Annotated in this window: 49 protein-coding genes and 1 pseudogene; 26 read left to right on the top strand and 24 right to left on the bottom strand. The window is 53.2% G+C overall.

Going from position 1 to position 26,441, the window contains the following annotated elements:
• Positions 1-11: 11 nt before the first annotated feature.
• The 18 genes from ADJ24_RS10435 to ADJ24_RS10355 all read right to left on the bottom strand — a co-directional run bounded on the left by ADJ24_RS10435 (position 12) and on the right by ADJ24_RS10355 (position 8,652).
• Positions 12-317 (bottom strand): phage holin family protein, encoded by a 306-nt coding sequence (locus ADJ24_RS10435; RefSeq protein ID WP_122008274.1) that lies wholly within the window; start codon positions 315-317, stop codon positions 12-14.
• A 306-nt stretch (positions 318-623) separates the two neighbouring features.
• Complete coding sequence (locus ADJ24_RS10430; RefSeq protein ID WP_048702414.1) at positions 624-1,313, bottom strand: bacteriophage antitermination protein Q; 690 nt, start codon at positions 1,311-1,313, stop codon at positions 624-626.
• Positions 1,310-1,426, bottom strand: coding sequence for a hypothetical protein (locus ADJ24_RS25040; RefSeq protein ID WP_108168634.1), 117 nt, complete (start codon positions 1,424-1,426; stop codon positions 1,310-1,312). The genes ADJ24_RS10430 and ADJ24_RS25040 overlap by 4 nt, the downstream gene beginning before the upstream one ends.
• A complete protein-coding gene (locus tag ADJ24_RS10425) occupies positions 1,423-1,782 on the bottom strand; it encodes a RusA family crossover junction endodeoxyribonuclease (RefSeq protein ID WP_001752686.1) in 360 nt (119 codons plus the stop codon). Before ADJ24_RS10425 ends, ADJ24_RS25040 begins: the two co-directional genes overlap by 4 nt.
• Positions 1,779-2,069, bottom strand: a complete 291-nt coding sequence (locus tag ADJ24_RS10420; RefSeq protein ID WP_001752687.1) for a DUF1364 domain-containing protein — start codon at positions 2,067-2,069, stop codon at positions 1,779-1,781. The genes ADJ24_RS10425 and ADJ24_RS10420 overlap by 4 nt, the downstream gene beginning before the upstream one ends.
• Positions 2,062-2,232, bottom strand: coding sequence for a NinE family protein (locus ADJ24_RS10415; RefSeq protein ID WP_023296423.1), 171 nt, complete (start codon positions 2,230-2,232; stop codon positions 2,062-2,064). The genes ADJ24_RS10420 and ADJ24_RS10415 overlap by 8 nt, the downstream gene beginning before the upstream one ends.
• Positions 2,232-2,813 carry an NUMOD4 domain-containing protein gene (locus ADJ24_RS10410; RefSeq protein ID WP_048702407.1) on the bottom strand — a complete coding sequence of 194 codons (582 nt, stop codon included), beginning with the start codon at positions 2,811-2,813 and terminating at the stop codon, positions 2,232-2,234. The genes ADJ24_RS10415 and ADJ24_RS10410 overlap by 1 nt, the downstream gene beginning before the upstream one ends.
• Positions 2,806-3,237 (bottom strand): recombination protein NinB, encoded by a 432-nt coding sequence (locus ADJ24_RS10405; protein ID WP_025759385.1) that lies wholly within the window; start codon positions 3,235-3,237, stop codon positions 2,806-2,808. The genes ADJ24_RS10410 and ADJ24_RS10405 overlap by 8 nt, the downstream gene beginning before the upstream one ends.
• Before the next feature lie 250 nt (positions 3,238-3,487).
• Positions 3,488-3,727 (bottom strand): hypothetical protein, encoded by a 240-nt coding sequence (locus ADJ24_RS10400; protein WP_048702398.1) that lies wholly within the window; start codon positions 3,725-3,727, stop codon positions 3,488-3,490.
• Positions 3,727-4,641 (bottom strand): hypothetical protein, encoded by a 915-nt coding sequence (locus ADJ24_RS25685; protein WP_265093049.1) that lies wholly within the window; start codon positions 4,639-4,641, stop codon positions 3,727-3,729. Before ADJ24_RS25685 ends, ADJ24_RS10400 begins: the two co-directional genes overlap by 1 nt.
• On the bottom strand, positions 4,638-4,874 hold the full coding sequence (locus tag ADJ24_RS10390; RefSeq protein ID WP_048702392.1) for a hypothetical protein: 237 nt from the start codon (positions 4,872-4,874) through the stop codon (positions 4,638-4,640). The genes ADJ24_RS25685 and ADJ24_RS10390 overlap by 4 nt, the downstream gene beginning before the upstream one ends.
• A 1-nt stretch (position 4,875) precedes the next feature.
• On the bottom strand, positions 4,876-5,244 hold the full coding sequence (locus tag ADJ24_RS10385; RefSeq protein WP_048702390.1) for an ead/Ea22-like family protein: 369 nt from the start codon (positions 5,242-5,244) through the stop codon (positions 4,876-4,878).
• Positions 5,241-5,711 (bottom strand): hypothetical protein, encoded by a 471-nt coding sequence (locus ADJ24_RS25355; RefSeq protein WP_192831034.1) that lies wholly within the window; start codon positions 5,709-5,711, stop codon positions 5,241-5,243. The genes ADJ24_RS10385 and ADJ24_RS25355 overlap by 4 nt, the downstream gene beginning before the upstream one ends.
• Entirely contained in the window at positions 5,708-6,052 is a 345-nt protein-coding gene (locus ADJ24_RS10375) for an ArsR/SmtB family transcription factor (protein WP_048702388.1), read from the bottom strand. The genes ADJ24_RS25355 and ADJ24_RS10375 overlap by 4 nt, the downstream gene beginning before the upstream one ends.
• A complete protein-coding gene (locus ADJ24_RS10370) occupies positions 6,049-6,921 on the bottom strand; it encodes an ATP-binding protein (protein WP_003859816.1) in 873 nt (290 codons plus the stop codon). The genes ADJ24_RS10375 and ADJ24_RS10370 overlap by 4 nt, the downstream gene beginning before the upstream one ends.
• Positions 6,906-7,775, bottom strand: coding sequence for a replication protein (locus tag ADJ24_RS10365; RefSeq protein WP_048702385.1), 870 nt, complete (start codon positions 7,773-7,775; stop codon positions 6,906-6,908). The genes ADJ24_RS10370 and ADJ24_RS10365 overlap by 16 nt, the downstream gene beginning before the upstream one ends.
• 85 nt (positions 7,776-7,860) lie before the next feature.
• Positions 7,861-8,406: a toxin YdaT family protein gene (locus ADJ24_RS10360; protein WP_048702383.1), complete on the bottom strand. Its 546-nt coding sequence runs from the start codon at positions 8,404-8,406 to the stop codon at positions 7,861-7,863.
• Between the two features lie 30 nt (positions 8,407-8,436).
• A complete protein-coding gene (locus ADJ24_RS10355) occupies positions 8,437-8,652 on the bottom strand; it encodes a helix-turn-helix domain-containing protein (protein ID WP_006809779.1) in 216 nt (71 codons plus the stop codon).
• Positions 8,653-8,755: 103 nt separating this feature from the next.
• Between ADJ24_RS10355 and ADJ24_RS10350 the strand changes: the two genes are divergently transcribed.
• The 3 genes from ADJ24_RS10350 (at position 8,756) to ADJ24_RS25680 (ending at position 10,118) form a co-directional block, all read left to right on the top strand.
• Positions 8,756-9,397, top strand: coding sequence for a LexA family protein (locus ADJ24_RS10350; RefSeq protein ID WP_048702380.1), 642 nt, complete (start codon positions 8,756-8,758; stop codon positions 9,395-9,397).
• A gap of 212 nt (positions 9,398-9,609) precedes the next feature.
• Positions 9,610-9,957, top strand: a complete 348-nt coding sequence (locus ADJ24_RS10345; RefSeq protein WP_039024874.1) for a hypothetical protein — start codon at positions 9,610-9,612, stop codon at positions 9,955-9,957.
• Between the two features lie 38 nt (positions 9,958-9,995).
• Positions 9,996-10,118 carry a hypothetical protein gene (locus ADJ24_RS25680; RefSeq protein ID WP_255250421.1) on the top strand — a complete coding sequence of 41 codons (123 nt, stop codon included), beginning with the start codon at positions 9,996-9,998 and terminating at the stop codon, positions 10,116-10,118.
• Between the two features lie 213 nt (positions 10,119-10,331).
• On the opposite strand, the gene ADJ24_RS10340 is transcribed toward ADJ24_RS25680, so the two are convergent.
• Positions 10,332-10,529 carry a hypothetical protein gene (locus tag ADJ24_RS10340; protein WP_048702377.1) on the bottom strand — a complete coding sequence of 66 codons (198 nt, stop codon included), beginning with the start codon at positions 10,527-10,529 and terminating at the stop codon, positions 10,332-10,334.
• A 662-nt stretch (positions 10,530-11,191) separates the two neighbouring features.
• Here ADJ24_RS10340 and ADJ24_RS10335 point away from each other — a divergent pair.
• The 22 genes and pseudogenes from ADJ24_RS10335 (at position 11,192) to ADJ24_RS10245 (ending at position 19,979) form a co-directional block, all read left to right on the top strand.
• Positions 11,192-11,455, top strand: a complete 264-nt coding sequence (locus ADJ24_RS10335) for a hypothetical protein (RefSeq protein WP_032936032.1) — start codon at positions 11,192-11,194, stop codon at positions 11,453-11,455.
• A gap of 160 nt (positions 11,456-11,615) precedes the next feature.
• Positions 11,616-11,864: a DUF7446 family protein gene (locus ADJ24_RS10330; protein WP_032105105.1), complete on the top strand. Its 249-nt coding sequence runs from the start codon at positions 11,616-11,618 to the stop codon at positions 11,862-11,864.
• Positions 11,861-12,019, top strand: coding sequence for a hypothetical protein (locus ADJ24_RS25350; RefSeq protein ID WP_048955521.1), 159 nt, complete (start codon positions 11,861-11,863; stop codon positions 12,017-12,019). The genes ADJ24_RS10330 and ADJ24_RS25350 overlap by 4 nt, the downstream gene beginning before the upstream one ends.
• Positions 12,016-12,222, top strand: coding sequence for a cell division protein FtsZ (locus ADJ24_RS10325; RefSeq protein ID WP_001752704.1), 207 nt, complete (start codon positions 12,016-12,018; stop codon positions 12,220-12,222). Before ADJ24_RS25350 ends, ADJ24_RS10325 begins: the two co-directional genes overlap by 4 nt.
• 76 nt (positions 12,223-12,298) lie before the next feature.
• A complete protein-coding gene (locus ADJ24_RS10320; RefSeq protein ID WP_048702361.1) occupies positions 12,299-13,270 on the top strand; it encodes a hypothetical protein in 972 nt (323 codons plus the stop codon).
• 8 nt (positions 13,271-13,278) lie between these two features.
• Entirely contained in the window at positions 13,279-13,476 is a 198-nt protein-coding gene (locus tag ADJ24_RS10315) for a hypothetical protein (RefSeq protein ID WP_032667076.1), read from the top strand.
• Positions 13,473-13,631: a hypothetical protein gene (locus ADJ24_RS25265; protein WP_160311369.1), complete on the top strand. Its 159-nt coding sequence runs from the start codon at positions 13,473-13,475 to the stop codon at positions 13,629-13,631. Before ADJ24_RS10315 ends, ADJ24_RS25265 begins: the two co-directional genes overlap by 4 nt.
• A complete protein-coding gene (locus ADJ24_RS10310) occupies positions 13,628-14,353 on the top strand; it encodes a Rad52/Rad22 family DNA repair protein (protein WP_048702358.1) in 726 nt (241 codons plus the stop codon). Before ADJ24_RS25265 ends, ADJ24_RS10310 begins: the two co-directional genes overlap by 4 nt.
• Positions 14,354-14,851, top strand: a complete 498-nt coding sequence (locus ADJ24_RS10305) for a single-stranded DNA-binding protein (RefSeq protein ID WP_048702355.1) — start codon at positions 14,354-14,356, stop codon at positions 14,849-14,851.
• A gap of 25 nt (positions 14,852-14,876) precedes the next feature.
• Positions 14,877-15,098: a hypothetical protein gene (locus tag ADJ24_RS10300; RefSeq protein WP_045286951.1), complete on the top strand. Its 222-nt coding sequence runs from the start codon at positions 14,877-14,879 to the stop codon at positions 15,096-15,098.
• The gene (locus tag ADJ24_RS10295; RefSeq protein WP_023311394.1) at positions 15,098-15,250 is read left to right on the top strand and encodes a DUF1317 family protein; all 153 of its coding nucleotides are present in this window, start codon (positions 15,098-15,100) and stop codon (positions 15,248-15,250) included. The genes ADJ24_RS10300 and ADJ24_RS10295 overlap by 1 nt, the downstream gene beginning before the upstream one ends.
• Positions 15,247-15,999, top strand: coding sequence for a hypothetical protein (locus tag ADJ24_RS10290; RefSeq protein ID WP_048702348.1), 753 nt, complete (start codon positions 15,247-15,249; stop codon positions 15,997-15,999). The genes ADJ24_RS10295 and ADJ24_RS10290 overlap by 4 nt, the downstream gene beginning before the upstream one ends.
• Positions 16,000-16,006: 7 nt before the next feature.
• A complete protein-coding gene (locus tag ADJ24_RS10285; protein WP_048702418.1) occupies positions 16,007-16,663 on the top strand; it encodes an MT-A70 family methyltransferase in 657 nt (218 codons plus the stop codon).
• Positions 16,660-16,878: a hypothetical protein gene (locus ADJ24_RS10280; protein WP_048702346.1), complete on the top strand. Its 219-nt coding sequence runs from the start codon at positions 16,660-16,662 to the stop codon at positions 16,876-16,878. The genes ADJ24_RS10285 and ADJ24_RS10280 overlap by 4 nt, the downstream gene beginning before the upstream one ends.
• Positions 16,875-17,486, top strand: coding sequence for a hypothetical protein (locus ADJ24_RS10275; protein ID WP_048702345.1), 612 nt, complete (start codon positions 16,875-16,877; stop codon positions 17,484-17,486). Before ADJ24_RS10280 ends, ADJ24_RS10275 begins: the two co-directional genes overlap by 4 nt.
• Before the next feature lie 91 nt (positions 17,487-17,577).
• Positions 17,578-17,799, top strand: a complete 222-nt coding sequence (locus ADJ24_RS10270; protein WP_048702336.1) for a TraR/DksA family transcriptional regulator — start codon at positions 17,578-17,580, stop codon at positions 17,797-17,799.
• Complete coding sequence (locus ADJ24_RS10265) at positions 17,796-18,533, top strand: hypothetical protein (protein WP_048702334.1); 738 nt, start codon at positions 17,796-17,798, stop codon at positions 18,531-18,533. Before ADJ24_RS10270 ends, ADJ24_RS10265 begins: the two co-directional genes overlap by 4 nt.
• A pseudogene (locus tag ADJ24_RS23520) lies at positions 18,496-18,726 on the top strand (DUF4222 domain-containing protein); the annotation flags it as partial. The gene ADJ24_RS10265 and the pseudogene ADJ24_RS23520, both read left to right, overlap by 38 nt.
• 1 nt (position 18,727) lies before the next feature.
• Positions 18,728-19,069, top strand: a complete 342-nt coding sequence (locus ADJ24_RS10260) for a DUF7694 domain-containing protein (RefSeq protein ID WP_048702332.1) — start codon at positions 18,728-18,730, stop codon at positions 19,067-19,069.
• A gap of 40 nt (positions 19,070-19,109) precedes the next feature.
• On the top strand, positions 19,110-19,385 hold the full coding sequence (locus ADJ24_RS10255; RefSeq protein WP_032621606.1) for a hypothetical protein: 276 nt from the start codon (positions 19,110-19,112) through the stop codon (positions 19,383-19,385).
• 191 nt (positions 19,386-19,576) lie between these two features.
• On the top strand, positions 19,577-19,777 hold the full coding sequence (locus ADJ24_RS10250) for a hypothetical protein (protein ID WP_048702328.1): 201 nt from the start codon (positions 19,577-19,579) through the stop codon (positions 19,775-19,777).
• A gap of 10 nt (positions 19,778-19,787) precedes the next feature.
• A complete protein-coding gene (locus ADJ24_RS10245) occupies positions 19,788-19,979 on the top strand; it encodes a helix-turn-helix transcriptional regulator (RefSeq protein WP_028018495.1) in 192 nt (63 codons plus the stop codon).
• Here the strand turns inward: ADJ24_RS10245 and ADJ24_RS10240 are convergent.
• On the bottom strand, positions 19,960-21,138 hold the full coding sequence (locus ADJ24_RS10240; protein WP_048702327.1) for a tyrosine-type recombinase/integrase: 1,179 nt from the start codon (positions 21,136-21,138) through the stop codon (positions 19,960-19,962). The two genes, ADJ24_RS10245 and ADJ24_RS10240, sit on opposite strands and share 20 nt — an antisense overlap.
• Before the next feature lie 181 nt (positions 21,139-21,319).
• Between ADJ24_RS10240 and sbcB the strand changes: the two genes are divergently transcribed.
• The gene (sbcB, locus tag ADJ24_RS10235) at positions 21,320-22,744 is read left to right on the top strand and encodes an exodeoxyribonuclease I (protein WP_048702326.1); all 1,425 of its coding nucleotides are present in this window, start codon (positions 21,320-21,322) and stop codon (positions 22,742-22,744) included.
• Positions 22,745-22,862: 118 nt separating this feature from the next.
• Here sbcB and plaP read toward each other — a convergent pair whose 3' ends face one another.
• The 4 genes from plaP to ADJ24_RS10220 form a co-directional block, all read right to left on the bottom strand.
• Entirely contained in the window at positions 22,863-24,221 is a 1,359-nt protein-coding gene (gene plaP / locus ADJ24_RS10230) for a putrescine/proton symporter PlaP (RefSeq protein WP_023312362.1), read from the bottom strand.
• On the bottom strand, positions 24,211-24,273 hold the full coding sequence (gene yoeI, locus ADJ24_RS25030; RefSeq protein ID WP_099458931.1) for a membrane protein YoeI: 63 nt from the start codon (positions 24,271-24,273) through the stop codon (positions 24,211-24,213). Before yoeI ends, plaP begins: the two co-directional genes overlap by 11 nt.
• Positions 24,274-24,492: 219 nt before the next feature.
• Positions 24,493-25,422, bottom strand: a complete 930-nt coding sequence (locus ADJ24_RS10225) for a LysR substrate-binding domain-containing protein (RefSeq protein ID WP_023312363.1) — start codon at positions 25,420-25,422, stop codon at positions 24,493-24,495.
• Between the two features lie 41 nt (positions 25,423-25,463).
• Entirely contained in the window at positions 25,464-26,288 is an 825-nt protein-coding gene (locus ADJ24_RS10220; protein WP_023312364.1) for an SDR family oxidoreductase, read from the bottom strand.
• Positions 26,289-26,441 lie beyond the last annotated feature (153 nt).

The raw sequence follows: 26,441 nt of genomic DNA, 5'->3' as shown, positions 1-26,441 counted from the left end.
CAATGCCTTTATCACTGGTTTGCATTCTTCATCCCCGTCAGGCGTTCCCAGAAGTACGTCAGCGCCACGGAGCCCATCGCTCCACTGATACCTGACGTAACCAGAATCATGTAAAGGCTCAGCCCACTTTCAACGCTGATCAGGCCACCAATGAGACCGGTAAATCCGGACACTGCGATTTGCGCCAGTGCGTTGATCCAGCTCCAGGTGGCTTTATTCTGCTTCACGTCAATAAGGTATCGGACCAGGCCGCCCCAGCATGACAGAGCAAGGACAATCAGCCATGACACTCCGGCAATGCTTTCTTTATCTTGCATACGTTTAGCCATATCACCTCCGAATAACGGGGTGCTGTTTGTGTAGTGGGGAAAGGCCGTCAGACACGATAGCTACGTGGCATCTGGAATTGATTGTCTGCGGCCTGAATAAAAAACCCGGCGACAGGCCGGGAAGATGAGGGTAAGGCAATGTCGGCTCTCTGGCCGAAGGGTCCCAGGTAGTGGGTTCTGTGTGCGGCGTACCGCAAATAAAAAAGCCCAAGGCGTTAACCTCGGGCTTGAATTCTTTGTGTCGACAATCAAAGCTATGGCGACGATATCAGATTTACATGAAATATATGCGTTTCAATCCAGTTTTGCAAGACTTCTATCTAAATTTGTCGCCTTTTGTTGTGAACGTGATCGCGTAACCTGCAACAAAGCACCGTTGTCCAGGCGCAGGAAGATGCGACGCATATCAATCCAGCGCTCCGTAAACGTCTCGGACCAGTTCTTTGGCGTTACGCCCACCAACTCCGCCAGTTTCTGGTATTCGTACGTCTCCCGCCCCGCCAGCTCTGCTTTCACGTCCTGAGCCGCCAGCCAGATAAGCTTCTTCAGACGCTCCATCGTCTTGCCGGCCACCTTCTTCGCGCCGAGCTGCTCCCGGAATTCTGCCCACGCCCACTGGGTGATCGCCACCTGGTACTCGAAGCGGATGTTCTCGCTGTAGTTCCACAGCAGCCATGCTTTCTGGTGGTCTTCCAGCGACAGCACAGCGCGGCGCCACGACGCTGTCACGAACTCAACCGGCCCCACCAGCGCGATGGATGAGCCTTTGGCGCGGGACTGGCTGCCGCTCATCGGAGGGCCGTCCGGGTTAACTTTCCGACCGGTGACCGGATCGGTGATTTTCTTCCGTCCCCGGCTGCGCGCCGTCGCGGTGAATTGCGCGTTTTCGGCGAAGGCTACCAGTTGCCCTTTCGTCGCCCCGCTCAAATCTGCGGTCGCCACAATGAGCTGCTGACGTACGTATTCCAGTTGCTGACTGTTCATGCGGCTTCCTTATGTGGCTGGTTGGTTTTGGTCTGGCTGTGCTTTGCTACTGGCGGCATGCTGGCGCGCTTAACGCTCTCAACCTGGTATCGGGTTATCTCGTCTCTGGTCACGGCGCGCACTCCCCAATAATGATCTGCCCCTTCTCTCCCCAAAGTTTTGTAACCCGGCCATCCCAGACGCGGCTGTCGTCGTCGAAAATGGCATCGAGAAGCGCCTTTTCCAGGTTGTCTTTATCCGGTTTCTGCTGATGCGCCTGGCCGTTGAGTTGCGCGCGCTTCTTCTGGCTCCAGCTTTTTGGCATGGGAATGATGAAGGTGATGTGATAACCGGATTCAGGAATGTTGATTCCAAGCAGGCGCACTTCGGCTTTGAAAGCCCAATATGCCGCCGTCGCAGGTCTTTTATGCCAGCGATCTCTCTGTGTCATGCGCGGCTTACTGACCGGCGTGATATCGTAAATATTCATACCTTCACAAGCCCCTCTTTCAGCCAGATAACCTGCGTGCGGGCCATGCCTTCCAGCGCGCACTCCTTTGCATATTCCGCATCGACCAGACGGGTGCGGCGATCAATCTCGTCGTGGCAGCTGCTGCATGCGATGGTGGCGATCAGGTCAGGCGGCTTAATTCCGGTCCCGCACAGGCCGGCAAGGCGGATATGTGCCAGCACTGAGGTTTCAGGATTGCCGTTGCATACGCCGGGGATCCGCACCTGACATTCCCGCCCGCGTGCCGCTTTGCATAAATTAGCCATGCGCTCTCCTCGCCGCGAGACGCAGCCATTTCTGATCCACCAGGCGGGCGGTGTAGCCTTTCAAGGTCGGGATGTCGGACGGCTTAACCGCGGGCTTACGCTTTCGGCGCGCAGGGACGCGGAATATTTCGTTGGTGATGACGCGGGAAAGTGGAGTAGACATCAGGCCTCCTGCTTATCGCGCAGCTGCTGGTATTCACAGTTGGATGTGGCAGAGCAATAACTCCACTGCATCCCCCTGTGCTCACCCTGCTTTCCGTTGATCGACGCGTGGACTAACGCCGGGTTGCATCCGTACTTCTTGGTCGATTGCATTGATGGAAACCAGTATCCAAACCCATCTCTCTCTGCAATTACAGGCATTTTATTCTTGTTGGATAGCCCGGTTTCATTGGCGTGCTTCATGTTCATGGCATGCGTGCACCACTCAAGATTCTCTGGCAGATTGTTGTGCTTATTTCCATCGATGTGGTTAACGTGCGGGTAGTTATTAGGATTTGGCACAAACGCGAGCGCCACGAACCGATGTAGCATTTCGTGTTTATTAGAAAGTGATACCCTGATGTATTGGGATGATGTGCATCCCTTAAGAATCCGCCCAGCTATAGTTCTAGTGGTCCACGTCTTCTTATCGCTCCCGCACGTAGTAACTTTGCGAGACAAACTACGGACGCGAGCAAGAGAGCTAACCTCAAACCGGCCTTCATACCCCGGCACCGGCTTCCAAATTTCATTCTCAAACATGATCGTGTCCTTTTTCGTGATATTCGGAGTTGGCGGGGATCCGCAATTTGATACCGCGTTCAGCACACCAGACTTCAATGCGGCGCAGGTAGAAGGTCATCTCTTCGGTGTCGAGTAGCTTGGTGGACTTCACCATCTTGGTTTCACCAAGAACGGTTACAGGCTTGGCGGGACAGAACATATCCTTCATAAATTCATGAAGGTCTTCCTCTGTTAGCTTGCTTTCAGCATGCCGGTTGACGGCAGATGCAACGTCACCATTCCACATCCAGAGAAGGGCATTTTGGGAGAGGCTGCGCTTGTCCTTCCAGGGCTTGATGATGAGGCGATAGCAGTCGCCAGACTCCAGCATTGGCTGTATCTGCTGCCCGATGGCGGAAAAATTGGATTTGTGCAGACGGATGCCGTCTTTGTTCATGCTCATACGGCCTCCTTAACGGAAACCGCAGAATGCAGAAAATCGCAGGTGCATTTCTGCATCTGTGACAAGGTGAGGAGTTCAGATTGTGGTCGCATTTAAGTCCCCTTAAATGCGCAGAAGTCACCAACGGGTGTTCAGGCCATCAGCAAAGAAAGTATGGACGGTTGATTCAACAAAATCAACTCAAGAGAAAGGCCTCCGAAGAGGCCCTGGGCGGGTCGATATGTGAATCCCCATATCGCTTGTATGGTAGCTATGTCAACTCAGGCAGTTTGAAGCCAGCCATGTCTTCTGCCCGGATGGGAGGTGACAGGCAGTCAGCAAAGACCAGTGAACCATCGAGCAAGATAACGAAACTCCACCCTCTGAACAGGCTGGCGCTACACCAGTCGGCCTTAAGCGGCACATCTGGCATCCTGTCCGGGAAGGTTGGGTAATGCTCTGCAAGCCACTCCATTGCGTCGCAGCGATTGAGAGTATATTTGTCGTACATCATGCCTCCTGCTGCGGTGCTGCTGCTATCATCCGGCGATACACATCGTAAGTTCCGAATTGTTCATCACCAGCCTCAAGCATTTCATGGGTGGGTTCTTCTGGCACCAGCACCCAACCATCCGGAATAACCGGATAGTTGCCAGCCTCATACGCAACGCGCAACCAGTGGAAAAACACCTCCGTCATCACGCATCCACATTCGACGTCAATGGTGCCTGTCTGCTGCGAAAGCCACTGATCGAATGGCAACTTGTTAGCCGTCGTTACAGGTTCAACCATATTGTTGGAGTCACCGGAATGGTCAACCATAGCGAGCTTATCCTCGGTATGGTTGGTTATCGCTTCCTGAAAGCGTTCAAGCTCCACGTACTCCTGGCATGACCAACCGCCATCAACAAAATCGCGAGCTTCAACAGCGTCGAAAGTGAACGATGTTTCACCGCCAGTTGGTGAGGTTAAGCCGTACAGGTCTGCTACCGGCTTAAACTGTGTGGCTGGAATATTTTCCGGAATATTTTGCGGTTCGTTTTGTGGTCGATCGACACCCTGAAGCATGGCGGCGCGGCAGGCGTTCCAGCCGACAGCTTTTCCGTGTTCAAACGCGCTGTCAAAGTCATCATCCATTTCCATCGCAGCGGGCACAGATACCGGCGCTGGCGGGGCGGTGTAGAGCGGCGTTACTTCTCGCAGCGGGTCGGCATAAGCATTGCCACTATCGAAGCTGACGTTGTTTTTTGCGCCGCCGCCTGACAGTAGCCACGCCACCGGCTCCGCTTCGAGCGATGCCAGCGCCAGCTTCATCGCCGCCAGCGCCATTGCCGCATCTTCGTTTACTGCGCCGGGCACAGCATCGCGCTCTTCTTCAAGCTCCGCGATGGTCGTCAGGAGCCATTCTTTGGTAATAGTGCTCATGGGTTAGTCCTCCCTGTCAGACGTTCGCGTAGAGTTAACTTGCGTGGCAATCTTTCGTTGTCAGCAATCTCAACTACAGTGCAGGCACATGAGCAGAAAGTGCTTTCTCGTTTATGCTTCAACAGCACCGCTTCGTTGTGGGCCGATTCCTTGTCCGTTGCGCTAAGTTCATGCACATCAAAACCCTTGCTGTCGACGAACCACCCGTGAATAACTGCGATAAAACGAGCCATATCAATCTCCTTTCCAGGCTTTATCTGTTATCAAACTCCCGTAGCGATGAATATCACGCTTACCTGCAATCAGCGTCTCCTTAGCGTCACTGCCATCGCCGAGGTAAACTGGTCTGCCACTCAAGGTATTCTGAGGTTTTTTTTCAACATCAGACTTCATGGGTAATTCACTAAGTTCAGCAATGCGCTCCTCTGCGGCCTCTAGTTTTCTCCTTAACGCCTCGCTACAACCCTCAGCTCTTCGGATTGCCAACTCCAAATGTTTATTCAGCGCATCTGCGGCTTCCAGCTCATCCAGCAGCGCCAGAATGTCGTCATCCCCATGATTTTCGGCCGATTCACGCAATGCACGTTTGTCGATGTTACTCATGGCTGCAATCCTTTGCGAAGCTGGGCGGCGAAAGCATTGGCGAAACGCTGTAAATCTGCGGTAACCATCACTTTGTAGCTGTCATCTCCAAACTCATCCATCAGTTGATCAGCTTCAGCAGCCATCATCTCCACACCCTGCGCCCGCACTTCAGCCAGGAAAGCGTCGGTAGCCGGGGTTTTTAGTCCATCTCGTAGTTTTTTATATGCGCTCAGCATTGCCAACTCTGGCACTTCGTCAGCACCCGCCTGATAAAGATCAAGCGCCTCCATCATCAGTTTACTGAATGGTGCTGGCTCCGATTTTTTCAAAAGCGCATTCTCCGCAGCCAACGCCGCGAGATTGGATTCAAGTTCGGCGAGCTTCTGCTCGTTCTCGATCGCAACCTGATACAGCTTTTCAAGCTTAGCCATTGAAGCCAGAAGACCGTTGTGCTTTATCATTTCGACCAAATTTTTAATGCTCATACCCCTACCCTCCCCCAAACCATCAAAACTCGCTTCATCGCCGCGCTGTTGCGGCATTCCTGGCAGATCACGTTTGTCTCTGTGCGCTGCACCAGCTTCGAATTACCCTTCGGCATGGCAGGGATGGTTTCCGGTGCGTATTTCATGCCGTAGCTGGTCAGCCGATAAAGCCGCTGGCCATGCTTACCTTCGAACTCGATCAGGCCGTCTGCAAACAACGTGCTTAACGGGCCGGAAATCTTTTTGGTGGTCATGCCGATCATGCTGGCAATACGAGCACTGTTCAGGCCAGGGTTATTACGCAGGGCTGCAAGAATCTGCCCACGAATTGTTATGGTCATGCTGCCCCCTTAGAACGGTAAGAATCCCACGTGAATGACAGAGTGCACCCGCCTCCATCGCTCATGCGATCAAGAACGCGTTCGCCGATGAATGCAGCCAGTTCTTCCCGGGTCTGGTTGCTGATCAGGATGGTTGGCTTCATCCGCTCATAACGGGTGTTGATGATTTCGAACATGATCAACTTCTCGGCGTCGCTTCCGAACTGCACGCCGACCTCGTCGATAATCAGCAGGTCGGGCTTCGTGAAGTAACGGATCACTTCGTCTTCAGTACGGCTTGACCCCTTCGACCAGGTTGACTTGTACTCCCTGGCAATTTTCAGCGCGGTGGTGAACACAGCTGAGCTTTGGTGCTCGGTGATTGCATGCCGGGCGATAGCCAATGCGAGGTGGTTCTTGCCGGTTCCAGGCTTGCCACACATCACCAGGCCGCCCCCCTTCTGCAAACGCTCAGGCCAGCGGCTGGCGTATGCCTGACAGACCTTCAGGGCGCGTTTCGCTTCTTCGTTCACCGGTTCATAATTCTCCAGTGAACAGGATTCAAACCTGGCCGGGATGCTCAGTCCATCCAGCAGGCGCTCGATGTTTCTTTTTCGGGCTGCTTCGTTGATGCTAATTCTTTCCGCCTGCAAGCGGCCTAACTCCTCTTTGAGGCATTCAGGGCAGCAGCTTGGGCGCGGGGGAATTTTCACAACAGAGTTTAAGAAATGCCTGGTCCTGCATTCAAAGGGGCCATGCGTTTCGCAGTTCTCGGTGCTGATAGTTAGCTCGATATCTTCATGCTGAACTGGCGGCTGGCTCAGCTCAGTAATGCGTTTCTCAAGTTGATTGATTTTTTCATCCAGCGTCATGATCAGTCCCTCGCCCATGCAGGAATTTCAGTCTGGCCATAGTCTTTGCCAGCAAAGTTCTCAGATACCCGAGACTGCGCGCGAGGCGTCTGCTTGGCTATCTTTGGCTCAAACAAACCCTGCCAGCCATTCGCGATGCTCTGGTTGATGATTTCTTCAGGCTGGTATCCGCTGCACTTGCAACGCTCAAGCAGGTTGATGGCCTGGGTTACCGTCTGCTGAGACTTAATCGGTTTCTTCAGGTCGCGACGATAATCGACCCATGACTTCCAGACTGAAACTGACAGCCATTCAGGAAGCTCGACACCAGCCGGATCGAACGGAACCGGTTTGGGGGATTTAGGGGGTTTATTAATATTGTCTTTATTGTCTTTTGTAATAGTGTCTTTTGTGTGTCCCCATTTTGGTGACAGGGTTGTCACTGTTTTGGTGACACTTTTTGTCACCACCGTAGGGACACTGTCACTACCATGGTGACAGTCACTACTATGGTGACATTTTGGCGCAGGCTTAGTGCCCGGAATTACCCACTCACTCAGGTTTTTGTTGGGCCCGATCAGCATGCCGTCGGACACCAAAACATTCATCGCAATGAGTTCGTTTTTGGCAGCGTTAACCTTCTGGCGAGGTAGTCTGGTCAGCTCAGAAAGTTGTGAGTCTGCTATGCGGTCCATCTTCTTGTTGAACCCATAGGTTTTGCGGCAAACAGCATGAGCTACCTTGGCCTGATTTTTGGTCAGGTTCGCGCCGATAAGCTCCTCATACAACTCGTTTGCCAGACGGGTGTACCCATCGTCTGTATCGGCCACGCGTTGCTCCTGTATTCCCGAAACTACAGCGGGAAAGTTGAGAATTTCTGCGGTGTTTGACATACTTACTCCCGTTACTTGGCGTAACACAGTGTTTGGAAGGCCTTTGAAGTGACCGCTTCAAGGGCTTTTTCTTTTCTGGTGCCTCTCACATAACCCCCAACATCGAAGTAACCATCGTCATCAGTGGCCCTACCTGCTCCGGCATGAGGCGGAAGAGCGACGCTATACCTTCGCTTACCTCTTTCAGCTTCTGATGCTCTGGAGCGTCCAGCAGCACAGCCTGTTTAGCTTCAGCACACTCTTTCATCGCGGATGCGATCAGCGACATCGTGTCGTTCTGCGGTGCCAGGCGGTTGCGAAATTCCAGCGGCAATACGGACATGATTGCCGGTGCCAGCTGGCGAATGTTGTTGGCAGCATATTCGGTGTCGCCGTCGATCCAGCGGAACACCTTCTGCATCTGGCGGTGAGAGTCGGTCGGGATATCCAGACCGGTGCCGCCGGTTGCCCGCCACTCTTCAACAATCAGCGCCGCGACAAATTCACGGCTGCGGCAGTCAGCTGCCCAGGCGCGAACAGCCGCGCGGATCCCATCGATGTTTAACGCCGCTGAATCAGGCTCCCGGCGATTCTGGTAAATCATCGCCGTCGGCGAAAATTTGTTACCTTGTTGATACGCAAGTGAATGCATTGCTTTCCCTTTCGTGGTTAGGGCCGCCAATCAGGCGGCATTATTTTTTGGTGGGAACAACGCATCGAGAGATGTATTGCTCCCCAGCTTATTCATCGCGTCAACCAGGCGGCGGCACGAATCCAGGTCTGGTGCTCGTATGCCAGCTTCATAGTTAGCAAGGCGGGACTGGTTCCAGCCGCACGAACCTGCTAACTCTGATTGAGTGATGCCAAGCTTCTTACGTTCGTTGGCGATATTGTTCATGCTGATCCTTTCAAGAATGGTCACTCAGCATCATTAAACACAATTCGTGATTATTAATCAACACAATTCGTGTAAAGCTTTTTAACACGGCGCGTGATACAAAATGAGAATGAATAGAATCGAAGATATAGCGGGCCGCATTAAGCGACTTCGCGAAGATAAAGGGCTGTCACAAAAGGCTCTCGCAGAGCTTTGCGGGTGGGCCTCGCAGTCACGCATAGGGAATTACGAATCAGGCACCAGGAGCGTTAGCGTTGATGATGCAACTGTAATAGCTAAGGCGCTGGGGGTTGCGCCTGCCGAGCTGCTTTTTGGCGATGACTACAAAGGCCCTTACAAGCCAGGTGATAAATACCCAGTTATAAGCAAGGTGCAGGCAGGAGCATGGTGCGAAGCTGTTGAGCCGTACACCCTTAAAGATATCGACCTTTGGCTTGAATCAGATGCTCACATTCAGGGGGAGGCGTTCTGGCTGCAGGTTGATGGTGACTCAATGACAGCACCGGCGGGTCTTAGCATCCCAGAAGGAACCTTTGTCCTCTTCGATACTGGGCGCGAGGCAATCAACGGCAGTCTGGTAATAGCAAAGCTATCCGATTCTAACGAGGCGACTTTTAAGAAGCTGGTGATCGATGGTGGGCAGAAGTACCTGAAGGGTTTAAATCCACAGTGGCCATTGGTAGCGGTGAATGGTAACTGTCGGATTATCGGTGTTGCTGTAGAGACGAAGCTGCGGCTGGTGTGATAGCCGTCATCATTCAATATGATTGATGAAAATCATCATAAAGTTTGTGTTCTTTTAGTCGATTTTAAGTGTATATATATCATGTGCGCGCGATATAGAGATGTTTCCTTTCAAAGTCAATTATTTCATTGCTAAATCGTGCTTATTGAGCGGAAATCGTCCAATTCGCATTGAAAATCGATTGGAGAGATCCTATATAAGGAGTATAGTTAGTGACCCAAGAATTTAGAGATGCTGTAAAAGTGACAGATGCAGAAGCTTCTTTTCAAGAAAGGCAACTGTATCAGGTTCAGATAGCTGTGAAGGCTTTGATTGATTTCGTTGTCACTAGCTTTGAAGAGTTGGGTATCGAAAAGTTACATGAGCTCGTTGATCCGTCACTTGATGAGGTTCATGAGATCATTCTCAAGCTTGATACCAAAGCCAAGCAACTTGGCGCTCTTGACCTACAGCAGGTATTGCTTACCGCGCAGATACTGATTCGTGATATTAAACAGAAAAACCCAGATCTGTGTGCACAAAGCTCCAAAATTCTCAAAGGGGCTGTAATTTTTAAATAACTTTCTTTTGGATGAAACGAGGCACTGCGGAGGCGCATATGAATAAACTCCACACAATTTCTGAGATGCTTAAACTGGCTGGCCGTCTTAATGAAATCGTTGCAGAAATGCAAGCTCGCAAGGATGCTATCCTTGCAGAAATGAACAAGAAAGCTGCATAACCCAGTTCTAATGTTCATATTAAACCCGGCCACCGCGCCGGGTTTTTTTGTGTCTTCCATACCGAGATCCAAAAGTTACTGCGCTGGCGTTAAAATCAATGACTTACACTAACCACTAAAGCAAGCATCCAATGCAATTCAATCACTTATGACGTGATCCAAAATAACCTGCGCTGGCGCATGTTGCTCCTGCACTTTTTTGTCACTCCTGCACTACCTTCCTTTCCGCACTATCTCGGCTGCATCCCTGTTCACTCCCTTCCCTGTCACGTTTCCTGTTTCCTTCCGGTACTGCTCCAGCTTGTCGATGATGTTTTGCTGGGTCATGGGTAAATCAGCCAGTGACAATTCCATCACCGCCCGCCCCATCGCCTGAATTTTCATGCTTATACGCTCTTCATCCAGAACCATGCACATCCCTCCTGCTGTTTTTTTAAGCGTAGCACTGGTATTTAAAAAAATAAATTCCCTTTCAAATCAGCAACAACACGCTTTGTTGTCATCATTAATCACAATTCGTGTTGACCAATAAAACACAATATGTGATTATCAATCCATCGAAACGAAACATCGACAGCTGAGCGAAGTTAGCCAGCGGCGAAGTGGAGATTTGGTCAGTCGAACGGCGCGACAGTAAACCATGCGTCGGACCATAGGCGGGCTCAGGAAGAGCGGCAATTATGGCAAAGCGCAAACAGATTTATTCCAGTCCATTCGAAGCTGAGTGGGCTGGGCTGAATCACAGAGTCTTTCACGCCCGATTGGGCATCACGTTCCAATGGCTAGCCGCTGCCACCCTTTTCGACGCGGCGCACTGTATCGGAGGAGTTATGTAACAGGTAACAGTGACGACTGAAAACCAACATTCAGCCCCGGATTATGCCGGGGCACACAGTGGAATGTTTTGGGGTGTGAGTGGGCCAAATATTTGGTAGCGAAGTTCAGTATACAGCTCGGTATGTCGGCGCTCTGAACGTAGTAGACAGCAGACAAGTCGTTAACACCGTGTTTCCCGACACCACACCACCAAAGCATTTCTCCCGCATCAGCGGGTAACGACAGAGGGTAAAGCGATGGCAAAAGTTGTTCTGGTCTGGAATCCACAGAAGACAGAGTGTGTCGGTTTTTTAGAGCGAGAACCTGATGGTTCCACTTGGGATTGTGGATCAGATGGTGACGCGGAGCATGCAGCTGGCGGTATGAGATGGAATCCAGTTTCCACTCTCGCCGATAGCTTCAGGGAGCAATACGAAGACGTTGATGACGAATGTTTCATGCAGACCATTGAAGTTGATCAGTCATTAGCCGACGCGGTTGAAAGAGAAAAAGAAGATTAACCCGCCACGGCGGGTTTTTTATCGGGCATACATAGGCAGATTTTCGAGTCTGCCCATTTATGACAACAGGCGGTCATCCACCGCCCATTGAAACACTGAATAAATGCGTTGAAGTCTTGTATTAACCGTTCCGTTCGCCGCGATAAGGCCAAGAGGATTTATGAGCAACCCAATCACAGTAGGTTTTACAGGCCTGACGAAGCGAATTTTCGCGGGTCGTTCAAAGCCGAGCAAATTGGCGCCCGGTGTTCGCGAGTTCACCGGTGAGAAATTTGATGTCACAGACGAGGCGCTATTTGCAGTGGCCCATCTTCTCGCGGTTCGCGATGACATCCTGATATTCCCGACAGCTGATGGGAAAGAGATTCACCTCCGCGCCGACATCAAAGAAAAGCGGGAGGCATCATGACAGTCACCCACAACGGCAAGCAGTACACCGCCAAAAAGCTTAACGATAACGAGGGGCAGCTGACGTCGGTATCGGCACCGCGTGAAAAACTGGTGCTGAACCGCTGGCAGATGAATATCGCTGGCCTCCTGAAACAGGTTGAGGTGAAGGTATGATTGGAATGCACTACGGCACCGCATCAGTGCCACGTAGCGAGGTTTTACCGGGCACAATGCTGCAACACCACGGTAAAACTTATCGCGCCTCTGCGAACGTTGAGAAAGGTCTGTACGCCTTCAACATCTTCGAAAAAACCATCATCAAAAGTGATTCCGTCGTTGTGCTGCTGAATGAGCGCGGCGAACCGATGGTTCACTGATATTAACCCCCCTATTCAACCGATCGGCCTGGCTTTCTGTGGGCGGGATCTGCACATCCAAATTTCAGGAGAAACCATGAGCGAAGTAACGGACTTAACTGTCATCGAAATCAAGCCGGAGCAGGCGCCAGTGCTTTACGTAGCTGGCGGCCTTGACGCTTATCTCGAGCAAATTCGCCAGGCAGTAAATGAAGTGCCGGACCTGTCCACGAAGAAAGGTCGTGACCGCGTTGCCTCTCTGGCGGCGCAGGTGTCCCGCAGCAAGACGGCAATCGAAAAGCCTGGCCGTGAGTATCTGAAACGCCTGAAAGAGGCTGTGCGCCCGGCTGAGGCAGAAATTAAGCGGTTTGTTGATGCCTGTGACGAGCTGCGCGATGCAACACGCCGCCCACTCACCGAATGGGAAGCCGAGCAGGAACGCATTAAGGCTGAAGAAGCCATGAACGCGCTGCACGCCGAAGCGCTGGAAATGAACATCAGGTTCGATCAGGAGTTGGCGGCCAAGTTCGAAGCAGACCACGAAATGGCTCTGCTGATGAACAAGGATTTCGACCGTGACCGCGAAGAGCAGCGCCGCCTGGCGGAACAGGCTCGGCGTGAGCACGAAGAGCACATTAAGCGCGAAGCAGCAGAACAAGCCCGCCGCGATGCCGAAGCGAAGCACAAAGCGGAGATTGAAGCCGCAGCGCACCGCGAAGCTGAGGAGAAAGCGCGTGCTGAAGCTGCGGAGCGCCAGCGCATCGAAGCGGAACAGCGTGCGGAACGCGAGAAGCAGGAGGCAGAAGCCCGGGCGGAACGTGAAAAAGCCGCTGCGGTTGAAGCTGAACGCCTCAAAGCAAAACAGGCAGAAGAGAAACGCCTGGCAGAAGAGAAGCGAATCGCCGATGAGCAGGCAAAACGTGAAGCTGACGTGAAGCACCGCAAGACGGTCGGCACCAACATCGTTAACGCGCTCACCAGCCATACCAGCTTAACCCGTGAACAGGCTATCGAAGTGCTCACAGCTCTGAAAGATGACCTGATCCCCTGCGCGAAAATTCATTACTGAGGTGAATCATGAATATTACATGTGAGTGCGTAGACATGCGCACATCAGTCGGCCCCCACAACACCATCAAAGTTGAGATGGAAGGCGTTGTGCTGGCCGGTACCGTTAAAACCCGTGACGTGCTACCGCAGCTCGACGGCGCAGAAGTCATCGAGTGGCTGGCTGAGCAGGGTTACATCATTACTCATCAGGAGCGTGCAGCATGACGGCGGCAGAACGGTGTGATGAAGAGTCATTCCTGCGCCTTATGCGCGAAGTGCTGCCGGAAAAGCCGGAGGGTGACGACGAGCCAGTTAACCTGGCCGCCGAGCGGCAGAACCCGGTCATTAGTTGGGATGAATTTGCGGGGAACTACACATGAACCTTGATCAGTTAGATGCGCCATTTGCCAGCGAGGATATTGAGTGGCGCATTCAGCAGGCGGGAAAAAACAATAACGGCATCTGGGCAAAGGTGCTGGCCTACGTAACTAATCGCGCAATCATGAAGCGGCTGGATGAAGTATGCGGCAAAGCTGGCTGGCGTAACGAATACCGCGATATTCCGAACAATGGCGGAGTTGAGTGCAGTATTTCCATCAAGGTTGAAGGCGAGTGGATCACCAAGTGGGATGCGGCAGAAAACACACAGGTTGAAGCTGTGAAAGGTGGTCGCTCTGGTGCCATGAAGCGCGCCGCCGTGCAATGGGGGATCGGTCGTTACCTCTACAACCTGGAGGAAGGGTTCGCAGTGGTTTCAGCTACGCGCACGCCCGGGTTCCAGTACGCCAAATCAAAAGAGGTTGGCGTTTTCTATTGGAAGGCGCCTGCTCTACCTGGATGGGCATTGCCATCAGGAACACCAATCGAGCAGGACCAACAACCGCATGATGGTCACCAGCAGGGAGACCTTACACCTCAATCTGTGGATGCGGACAAAATCCTCGCCGAATTCTCTGCATACGCTGGCTCAGAAAACGATACCGATCGGCTTAAGCATCGCTATGAAGACACATGGAAATTGCTTAACGGATTTAGTGAGCACCAGAACAAATGCAAAGACGTTACTGGTATTCGACTCAAAGAACTTAAACAGGCGGCGTAAATGGCTAGTAAAGGCGTAAATAAAGTAATCCTCGTCGGCAACCTTGGGCAAGACCCCGAGGTCCGTTACCTGCCATCCGGCGGCGCGGTGTGCAGCCTGACGCTGGCGACATCTGAGTCATGGCGAGATAAAGCCACTGGCGAGCAGAAAGAGCAAACGGAATGGCATCGAGTTGTTCTGTTCGGAAAGTTGGCTGAGGTGGCCGGAGAATACCTGCGCAAAGGCTCTCAGATATATATCGAGGGTCAGTTGCGGACCCGCAAGTGGACAGATCAGGCTGGCGTGGAGAAGTACACCACAGAGGTAGTGGTAAACGTCGGCGGCACAATGCAGATGCTTGGTGGCCGTCAGGGCGGTGGAGCGGCACCGGCAGGTGGCAGCCCGGCGCAGGGCGGGAATCATTTCAGCGCCAGCGCACAGTCTCGCGCACAGCAGCACTCGGCACCCGCCCAATCTAACGAACCGCCAATGGACTTCGACGACGATATACCCTTTTGAAGCATCTCCCGGTCAGGAGAAACCAATGAACAAATTTACCCCCGAGTATCGGAAATATCTTCTCCGGCCAATCCCTGACCGGAAGCTTTCACCCTCTGAGCGAGCCGATCGCAAAGAGCTTTACCAAATCATCCAGCAAGAAAGAGCTAACGACGATTCACCCCCTGCCCCATCCAATTACACACCAGTTGACCCATATCTCAACGACAACCGCAAGGGCCTCGGCGGCGCCTCAAGGAGTGACTAATGACTCACGCTCACGACGACATCAGGGTTGGCTCACTGTGCCTTCCCTTCATTGGTAACGGCTGGCTAATGCCATGGGGTGAAGTGGTCAGCAATCCATTAAAGGCGCAGCGGCTCGCTGAGGAATATCGGGAAAGGCAGGAGGCGGCTTGATACATTTCCATGGTGGACCAATCACGCCGGACACATGCGCCCTGAAGGCATGGAAAGGCAGGCACGCTTTCATCTCCTTCGCTAACCCCGGTCAATTAGCCCTGGCCAGCGAAGTCACACAGTCTTTCGCGCTGGATAACGGCGCATTCAGCTTCTGGACGAAAAAGCGCGTTGTTAACTGGAATGACTACTACGCGTTCGTAGGTCGCTGGATGAATCACCCTCGCTTTGCTTTTGCTGTCATTCCTGACGTGATCGGCGGGACCAGTGAAGAGAACGACGCGTTAATCGCCGAGTGGCCGCACGGCAAAGTAGTCGGAGCGCCGGTGTGGCACATGAACGAGCCCGATGAGCGTTTCTTCCGCCTGTGTCGAGAATTTCCGCGCGTATGTATCGGCAGCATGGGTGAATACGACGCGAAGCGCCCGCGCTCATGTCGGGCAAAGTTACGCGATCTCATCCGTCATGTTGTCGACATAAACGGTTATCCGATAACAAAGCTTCACGGCCTGCGCATGCTGAACGCCGATATCTTCCGCCACATCCCGCTGTCGTCAGCCGACAGTACAAATGTGGCCCGTAACATCGGAATCGACAAGGCGTGGGATAAATCAGCCTACGCACCGGCAAGCAAAGAAACACGCGCTGCGGTGCTGGTCGAACGCATTGAAGCCTTTAACTCTGCAAGTTCGCTGAATTACGACACAGAACGCGATCGGTTCACGCCGCAACTTGCTTTCGAGGTGTAATTCAATGATCGGAAAATACTCTCTTATCTATGCAGATCCTCCCTGGTCTTACGGCAACACCATCAGCAACGGGGCTGCCGCCGATCACTACTCCACCATGAAGTTAGTCGACATCAAGCGCCTCCCGGTGTGGGAACTTGCCGCCGAAAACTCGGTGCTGGCGATGTGGTACACCGGCACGCATAACCAGGAGGCGATTGAACTAGCCGAAGCTTGGGGGTTTACCGTTCGCACGATGAAGGGTTTTACCTGGGTGAAGCTGAATCAGAACGCGGAACTGCGCATCAACAAGGCGCTGGCCGAGGGTGAAATCACCGACTTTTACGACTTCCTCGATCTGCTTAACGCCGAGACGCGCATGAACGGCGGCAACCACACCCGGGCCAATACCGAAGACCTGTTGATTGCCACCCGCGGCGCCGGGCTGGAAAGAAAGCACGCCGGGATTAAGCAAGTGGTATACAGCCCGCTGGGCGCACACAGCGAAAAGCCGTGGGAAGTGCGTCATCGGCTGGAGTTGCTGTACGGCGATGTGCCACGCATTGAGTTATTCAGCCGCTGCGCGGCGCCGGGCTGGGATCACTGGGGAAATCAGTGCGACACCGCCGCGGTAGAACTGCTGCCCGGCTGCGCCATCCAAGTTGTGAGAACGGAGGCCGCATGACGCCAGCAAATGAAAACGCCATCCGCGCCGCCTGCCGCCGATGCACAGAGGAAATCCAGCAGGCCATGCGCAAGAAGCCAAAGCCTAACTGGAACGAAACGGTGCCTCCCATCATCAACAAGCATCACAAGAAAATTGAAGCTCTGGGAGTTAGCCTCCTGGAGTTGGTCGTCAAAACTGGCCGCCTTAACGGGCGGTTTGGAGCCGAGCAATGAATATGAAAACTGAAAAAATCGTGATGATGGACAGCGATGAAGCGGCCAGCATCCAAACTGTGACTGGCTGGGTGGACCGCCAAGGTCGTTTCTGGGGCGGTGACGAGCACCAGGCGCGCTGGTGCGGCGCTACTCATCGCAAGTGTAAAAACAAACCTGACGAACACCCTATTCATAGCACTCATGGCTATTGCGAAGAATGCCACCGAGAAAGCCGCCAGGCTAAGTTCGCCACCTTTGAGCGCGCGGTATGGGCGGGAGAGCCGCTCGTTATCTTTGACAGTGACCAGTACTTTTTCGACGCTGAATCGCTGGCTGACTATTGCTATGAGCACTCCCTGCTGCCGAGCGAGCTGCAGTTAATGATCTGCGAGCCTAACTACCCGCCGGAGTTTGATCTGGAGCAGCACTGCGAAGAGATAATGCCTGATGGTGATGACTATTACTGCTTGCCGCCAGCTGTGCGTGATGCTGCTGAGGCGCTGAATAAGGCGCTGAAAGAAAGTGCTCCAGTTTCGTGGAGCGCCAGCAATCGCGTGGCGATCGTCTCTGACGACATGCTCAATGACGAGCAGAAGGCCGAAATAATGGCGGAGCGCGTCGCATGAAGGCTCTAATCACCAGGTCGCTAATGCGGCCTTTTTTATTGCTGGCTTTCACCTTCAACCGTATTAACCGACAGTTCCGGGAGCATTGACCATGGCCGACATCATCGATACCGCAGCAGAGATTGAAGAGTTTCAGCGTAACGCTGCCCTTTCCGCTCACCGACTGAACCGCAACGCCTTATCGGCTGAGCATTGCGCTGAATGCGGCGAGGATATCCCGGCTCCGCGGCGCGCTGCCGTTCCCGGATGCCAGACGTGCGCCAGTTGCCAGGAAGAAATAGAACTGAGGAATAAACAGAGGGGGATCCAGTGAAAGAGCGCGGAATGATTTTTAACGGCGAGATGGTGCGCGCCATCCTCGACGGCCGGAAGACGCAGACGCGGCGGATTATGAAGGTACAGCCTGTCCTCAATGGTAGTTTTTATGAGGTATACGGTGCTGGATGGGTCCAGAGCATGAAATCTGTTCCTGCAATTCCAGGACACAGTCTTGCCAGTAACTGTCCAGCCGGTCTGGTTGGCGATCGCATCTGGGTTCGGGAGACGTGGGGTGTAGTGAGCCATGAACTGGATGAAGATGGTCGCATTCAGCCATGGAGCCCTGACCGACCCGCCACGGCCATTCACGAAATGCCGTTTGGTAGTGGTTACTACTCTGGTCACGCTATCTACGCAGCAGATGGGGATTTCACCTGGGGTGATGAAGATGGCTATGAAGATGGCCGTTCGTGCTGGAAACCATCTATCCACATGCCTCGCGCAGCCTGTCGGATTCTGCTGGAGGTTACCGGCGTTCGTGTGGAGCGCTTGAACTCCATCAGCCAGGAAGATGCGCAGGCTGAGGGCATGGAACTTACCGGATGGCGGCCAACATACTCTGACCCGGATAGCGGAGGGGAAGTCTGGACTCCATATGACAACTTTGCGCAGCTGTGGGAATCAATCTACGGCGAGGAGAGTTGGAAGGCCAACCCATGGGTATGGGTAATCGAATTTAATGTGGTGCCCAATGTTCCAGATAATTCAACGGGGTCAGATTTACGCTGACCATTCAGGTTGGCCCGTCATCATCCACAGCTGCACATCACAGATAGTCCGCTACTGGCGACAGGGCCGGATCAACACCGCTTCAATCGACCGATTCAACAATGATTTTGAGCACCTCGATCACCGTGAGGCGGCACAGATACGCGCCGAGCTCGAGGCGAGCGAGCACATTAAAAAATTAAGGAGCATGAGACGTGATCGGAATACTCAAGCCAGTACCGGAATCGCAGTGGCCGGTACGATGCCACGACCCAAAGCGGAGCAACGTGTGGGCTAACGCTTACTTTCTGGTTCAGGAGTTTCAGGAAGACAACGGCGTCATCCGCCTGACGGTGAACACCACCAGCATTGGCAGTTCTGGACGATGGAAGGATGGCATCAGTTGGGATGCGTTGCAGGAGATTAAGTCTGCCGTGGGCTATGGGGGTCGGGATGCCGTGGAGATTTACCCGCGTGATTCTGATGTGGTGAACGTGGCGAACATGCGCCACCTGTGGATTACGCCGGAGCCGATTAGCTTCGCCTGGCGGAAGTAATTTTACGCTGCGCGCCCAGCGTGCGGTATGAGGAGAGATTATGGGGAAGACATCTATTCGTCTTGAAGAGTTTAAGAGAGATGCTAACGGTCTAGAGGACTACAGCAAATATACCGTTATCAGTCACTCCTCAGAGGAACATTCAACAATCGTCGATTGGCCCGTCGAACTCGAGTATCGCCCGATGACGCATCTCAACCAGGTCTCAATGAGTATTCATTCTGACCTGCATGAAACAAAAGAAGAAGCCATGGAGCAATTAGGTCGCTGGCTAATTCGCCTCGGTGAGGCTTTGCAAGAACACAATTTCAAATGACGCAACTGATAGCCAGTTATGAGCTGGCTATTGGGTGCGAAAGCACTGCAACGTCATCCATTTTGCCCTCCGCTGTGAGGGCATTCTTTTTGGGAGTTCACCATGCAATCAAACCCCGTACTTAAGTTTATCGGCGCGCTTATCGCACTGGGCGCTCTCATCTCATTTCTTCACGAACCGGAAGGTGTGCAATGGCTGCTTTTATTGTGGGCGCAATAGTCCAGAAGAAGACTGGCGGCATTCGTGGGGTGGTGGATAGTCTGCAGGACCCGGACGGCGACCATCCGCAGTTCTGGGTGCGATGGGACGACCGAAATTATTCAGTGCATCCGGAAAACGAATTACGCGCGGCCACAATCGATGGGCCACGCCTGTATAAAGAAATGGCGTAAGGAGATCACAATGACCGACACCAGCCTGATTCCAGAAAAAGAAGTGATGAACAAACTTGGGGTTTCATCACGCCAGACAATCTGGAACTACACTAACCGGCACGGGTTTCCCAAGCCAGTCAGGACCCACCCGAAAGCGTACCTGCGGGAAGCTGTTGATGGATGGATCCTCAATGGCGGCGTCAACCAGAAATGTTCCTGATGTGCCAGAACAGCTTATCAGCGTGAAGCTCGTACGCTTTGCGCTGAGCCTCAATCCAGTCGTGTTTGTTGTACACAGCCATTACCCCGCCAAGTTCATGCCCGAGCATCCTCTCAGTAACATGAGGCTCAACATCCATTTCAGACAGCCTTGTAACCAGCGTTCTCCTGAAGTCGTGGGTTCGCCAGTATCCAAGGTCCATTCCTCCCCTTATTCGATTAACGAACCGGTTGGCGGCCGCAATGCTGATCGGTTCGTTTATGTCCTCCCCTGGGAAAAGCACATCATTGTAAGTTGTCATGGCTTTTTCGAGGTAAGGCATAATCTGTTCGAAGATGGGGCGGCGGATGACGTTGCCCATTTTGCTGTGCTCTTTTGGTACAGTCCAGACGTTTTCCAGCAGGTCAAATTCGGTCTTGGTTGCCAGCCTTAGCTCTGAGAGCCTCGCTCCCCACAGCATCAGCATCTGGTGAAGAAGCTTGTTTGAGGTCGACGCCCGGCTTCTTTCAATAGCCATCCAAATCTGAGCCAGCTCGTTATACGACAGAACGCGGTCGCCCACAGCAGCGCGTGAGCCAAAGTCTCTTGGCTGGATGCTCATAATTGCGCAGCTATCTATCACCTGACGCCGCATGCACCAGCTTATTGCTGATCTTAGCTGGCTGAGCACCTGGCGCGCCCGGCGTGGATTATCCCTTTCCTCTTCGGTAAGGAGATCCACCCACTGCTTTACGGTGATGGATGATGCCGGCCGATTCGGGAACGCATTATGCATCCTCTTCATAACCGTTGAGCGGTATAGTGCCTGGGTCTTTTCCCTGAGTGTTGTAGAGACGTAATTTTCGAACCAGTAATCGAGACACTGAGAGACCGTCAGGGAGTTCTGCGTCTTCTCCTCAAAGTAGGAGCGCGGATCTGTGCCGGAGAAATAAAGGTTTCGTAAATCAGATGTGATCTGCCTGGCATCCTTTAACGACACCGACGGGTAGCGGCCAAGGCCAAGACGATGAGGTTTACCATGCCAGCGATACCGGTACTGGAACTGGATGACCCCCTTTGGAGAAATGCGCACGCTGAGGCCATCAGCATCAGCCACTTCTTGTGGACCCGAATATGGTTTACCATGGATGGTACGCAGTTTTGTGTCGCTGATAGCCATAAATAATATTTGGTACGCTCAGAAATAGTGGTTTGGTAGACTTCTGGTACGCAATATCACATGGACATCAAGACACAGTAAACAACTATATTTAACGTTCGTGGACAAACTCAGGTGAGAAAAGGGTTGTTTTTCGAGTGATAACAGGCAGTTAATTAACTATTGTGGACAATCTTAAGCAATGGCAGACACAGATAAACAACCTACCTTCCTTTTTCATGACTACGAAACCTTTGGCACGCACCCGGCGCTGGACCGACCGGCGCAGTTTGCCGCCATTCGTACCGACGACGAATTCAACATTATTGGCGAGCCTGAGGTCTTTTACTGCAAACCGGCTGATGACTACCTGCCGCAGCCCGGGGCGGTCATGGTCACCGGGATCACTCCTCAGGAAGCGCGCGAGAAAGGCGTTAACGAGGCAGAATTCGCCCGACGCATCCACGATCTGTTTACCGTCCCCAATACCTGCGTGGTCGGTTACAACAACATCCGCTTCGATGACGAAGTGACGCGCAACGTTTTTTATCGCAACTTCTACGATCCCTATGCCTGGAGCTGGCAGAACCGCAATTCACGCTGGGATTTGCTCGACATCATGCGCGCCTGTTATGCCCTGCGTCCTGAGGGCATTAACTGGCCTGAAAATGAGGAAGGGCTGACCAGCTTCCGGCTGGAACACCTGACGCGCGCCAACGGCATCGAGCACAGCAATGCCCACGACGCGATGGCGGACGTCTATGCCACCATTGCCATGGCGAAGCTGGTGAAAAACGCGCAGCCCCGGCTGTTTGAGTATCTGCTGAGCCACCGCAGCAAGCAGAAGCTCATGACCCTTATCGACGTGCCGCAGATGAAACCCTTGGTGCATATCTCCGGCATGTTTGGCGCCTGGCGCGGCAATACCAGTTGGGTCGCCCCGCTGGCGTGGCATCCGGACAACCGTAATGCGGTCATCATGGTGGATTTAGCTGGCGATATTTCGCCGCTGCTTGAGCTCGACAGCGATAACCTGCGCGAACGGCTTTATACCCCGAAAAATGAACTCGGCGATCTGCCTGCGGTGCCGGTCAAAATGGTGCATATCAATAAATGTCCGGTACTGGCGCAGGCGAATACGCTGCGCCCGGAAGATGCGGACAGACTGGGCATTAACCGGCAGCACTGCCTCGATAACCTGAAAGTGCTGCGCGAAAACCCGCAGGTGCGCGAGAAAGTGGTTGCTATCTTTGCCGAGGCGGAGCCGTTCGTGCCGTCTGAAAACGTGGATGCCCAGCTCTACAACGGCTTCTTCAGCGACGCCGACCGCGCGGCGATGAATATCGTTCTGCAAACCGATCCGCGTAACTTACCGGCGCTGGATATTACTTTCGCCGATAAACGCATCGAAAAGCTGATGTTTAACTACCGCGCGCGTAATTTCCCCGGCACGCTGGACGAGGCAGAGCAGGAGCGCTGGCTGCAGCATCGTCGCAATGTCTTTACCCAGGAGTTTCTTAACAGCTATGCCCAGGAGCTGGAAATGCTTTATGGCCAGTATGAAGGAAATGCTGAGAAACAGGCGCTGTTGAAAGCCCTGTTCCAGTACGCTCAAGAGATTGTCTGAGCGAGGGGTATAAAAAAAGCCGGAGGCGATGTCTCCGGCTTTTTTTTGCCCGCTGGCACAGGCCTACGGGTGTGTCGTTTTGTAGGCCGGGCAAGCGCTAGCGCCACCCGGCGAGTCATTACGCGACGTCTTCGTACTGTGGAACCGGGTTACGGAAGCTCTTCGTGACGCAGGCCAGGTAAATCAGGCCGATACCCGCCCAAATCAGGCCAAGCACCATCGAGCTCTCTTCCAGGTTAACCCACAGCGCGCCCACGGTCAGGGCACCGCACATCGGCAGGAACAGATACTGGAAGTGATCTTTCAGCGTCTTGTTACGCTTTTCACGGATCCAGAACTGAGAGATAACCGACAGGTTAACAAAGGTGAACGCCACCAGCGCACCGAAGTTAATCAGCGCCGTTGCCATCACCAGGTCAAAGTTAATCGCCAGCAGCGCAATGGCACCGACCAGGATGATGTTCATCGCCGGGGTACGCCAGGTTGGATGAACGTAGCCGAAGAAGCTTTTCGGGAATACGCCATCGCGGCCCATCACGTACATCAGACGCGCAACGCCTGCATGCGCGGCCATACCGGACGCCAGTACGGTAATGGTGGAGAAGATCAGCGCGCCAACCTGGAACGCTTTACCCGCAACATAGAGCATGATTTCCGGCTGAGACGCATCCGGATCCTTGAAGCGGGAGATATCCGGGAAGTACAGCTGCAGGAAATAGGTCGAGAAAATAAAGATCAGACCGCCAATCAGCGCTGTCAGGAAGATTGCACGAGGGATCACGCGCTCTGCATCTTTCGTTTCTTCAGACAGGTTGCTGATGCCGTCAAAACCGGTAAAGGAGAAGCACAGAATGGTTGCCCCGGTAATCATCGGGATCACATGCGCATCACCAGACCAGAACGGTTTGCTGCTCGCCAGCGTACCAGCGCCTTCGCCGTGGAACACACCGTAAATCACCATGCCAAGAATAACGGCAATCAGGACAACCTGAAGCACAACGATCACGGAGTTAAAGTTGGCAACGGACTTAATGCTGCGCAGGTTAAAGGCAGTCATAAAGGCCACCAGCGCCACGACGAACATCCAGGATGGAATCGACGGCACCAGCGCTTCAAAATAAATTTTTGCCAGCAGAATGTTGATCATCGGCGCGAACAGATAGTCGAGCAGCGAAGACCAGCCCACCATAAAGCCAACTGTCGGGCTGATGGATTTCTGGGCATAGGTGTAGGCGGAACCGGCAGACGGATAGCGACGCACCAGTTTACCGTAGCTCAGCGCGGTAAAGAGGATCGCAATCAGCGCGAAGCCATAAGCCGTCGGCACATGACCGTCTGTGAGGCCTGATACGATACCGAATGTATCGAACAGCGTCATCGGTTGCATATAGGCAAGGCCCATCATAACAACCGGAATCAACGTAAGCGTTTTACGTAATTCCACGCGAGAGGTGTTTGGAGTTGCGTTATGCGACATAGTTATTCTCCTTTACGGTGATAACCGCCACGTAAGCGAAAAATTGCCCCATTTCTTTCTTCCTCAGCGACAACAACTGTCGGATTTTAGTAAATATCTATCCGGTACGAAGCCCGGCCTCTTGGTTTTTAGTTTCGTTTCGTACATGCAAAAAAAAATAACCGACGCCTTTTATATCGTCGATTATTCATTTGGTTGCAGCGGCCGCATTTTGCCCCACATCGGATACAAAAGGCAATACTTTGCAAAGCATGGGACAATTTTCTTTTTACTAACTGGCTGATTTCTGGACGCCGGGCTGAGAGTAAACGGCGGCGATAGCACTATTTGCTAAAATCTCGTCTCGCCACCAGGCGCTGGCCAGCCCGGCAGTTTGTTCATTCCAGCCTACCCACACCGATTCATTACTGCTTTGAGCAAGTACCTGTTTTTCAACAAGCGCACCGCTGTCAATAAACCGCTGCGCCAGATAGCGAGGTAAATAGCCGCAGCCCAGGCCGCTTATTTGCAGTTCCAGCTTGGTTTTAAAGTCGAAAACGGTAATAGCTTCCTGCTCATCAAGCAGCTGCGAGGAGACCGAGCATTCCGGACGAGAGCTGTCCCCGACCACGATGGCGCGGTAGCCTTTAATCACGCGACGGTTAAGCGGCTCGGATTCCTGAGCCAGCGGGTGATGGGGCGCCACGGCAAATACCTGCTCCAGCACGCCCAGCCGGGCAAAACCAAAATCACTCAGTTGGGGAGGCTCATGGAGCGCACCGACGAAAATGTCCGCCCTGCCCTGCGTCAAGGCCTCCCAGGAGCCACCCAGCACACCGTTGATAAAGATAAGCCGGGTCACGCTGTGGTGTTGATAGAAGGCTTCAATCAGCGGCGTCAGGAGAGAAAACGGAAAGGTATCATCCACGCCAATAACCAGCTCGTTTTCCCAACCCTGATGGAGTTTTACGGCCTGTTTTTCGAGCTCACGAACGGTATGGAGGACTTCACGTCCTTTTTCCAGCAGCATCTGTCCGGTACGGGTGAAACGTGCGCGGTGTCCGGAGCGATCGAGGATCTGGATATTGAGATCGCTTTCCAGTTTTTGAACGGTATAGCTCAGCGCAGATGGGGTTTTGTAGAGCTTTGCTGACGCAGCGGCAAAGCTCCCCTCTTTTTCCAGAGCATCCAGAATAATAAGAACATCCAGCAGCGGTTTCATGCTCGCCCCCTTCTGGTGCGCGATCGTCTCCGCTGCGGGTCTTATTCCATGGGCATCACCAGCGGATCGGGATACTGATACTCAAACCCCAACTCATGACAAATGCGATTGCCATCAACAATTTTGCCTTTACTGTCATCCTTTGCCTCACCGAAAACCGGCGCCGCCAGGCCCAGCTGACGTGCCATTAGCGGGTAAAACGTGCTGCGCGCCGGATGAGAAGGTGCACATATATTATAGATGTGTCCACCTTTCGGAGCCTGTAAGAGTAGCTCAATCGCGCCTACAACATCGTCAAGATGCACAAGATTGACGACATGCTGGCCGTCTGGCGCAGACTTACCGGCAAAAAAGCGTCCCGGATGGCGGCCAGGGCCCACCAGCCCCGCCAGACGGACGATATCGACCTGCGTGCCGGGAAGATTATGCAGCCAGTCTTCCAGCTCTTTCAGAACCTGACCGCTCGCCGTCACTGGACGGCGCTCGGAACTCTCTTTCACCACGCCCTCAACTTCGCCATACACCGACGTCGAGCTGGTAAAAATGATACGCGGAACATGGTGCGCCAGCGCGCTGTCGACGATCTCCTGCATCGCCTGCAGATAAAACGACTCGCCCGGGCCACTGCGCCGCGCGGGGAGCGTGATCACCAGCGCATCGACGTTCATCAGGGTGTCCAGATCGTCAGCATCACACACCAGCTCCGGTTCAAGGCGCAGTTCAACGCCGTCAATACCGCACATGCGCGCTGCCTCTACCCCATCCGCCGTGGTTTTGCTCCCGGTCACCTGCCAGCCTTTCGCGGCTAATGACATCGCCAGCGGCATTCCCAGCCATCCTAAACCGACAATCGCGACCTTTTTCATGCGAATTCTCCTGACTCTCACTCGTCTTTTATAAGGCTACGCCAGCCCGGCAGAACACACAATTCATAGCATCAATATGAAATGAATTAATGATCAAAAAAAGCCCTTGCAATATGTCGTACAACTGGTTTAGGTTAAAAGACATCAAATGAA

Origin of the sequence: Enterobacter sp. 940_PEND (assembly GCF_001059415.1) — a bacterium.
GTDB lineage: Bacteria > Pseudomonadota > Gammaproteobacteria > Enterobacterales > Enterobacteriaceae > Enterobacter > Enterobacter cloacae_M.
Note: the sequence above shows the minus strand (reverse complement) of the source record. Positions and strands in the feature narration are given on the sequence as shown.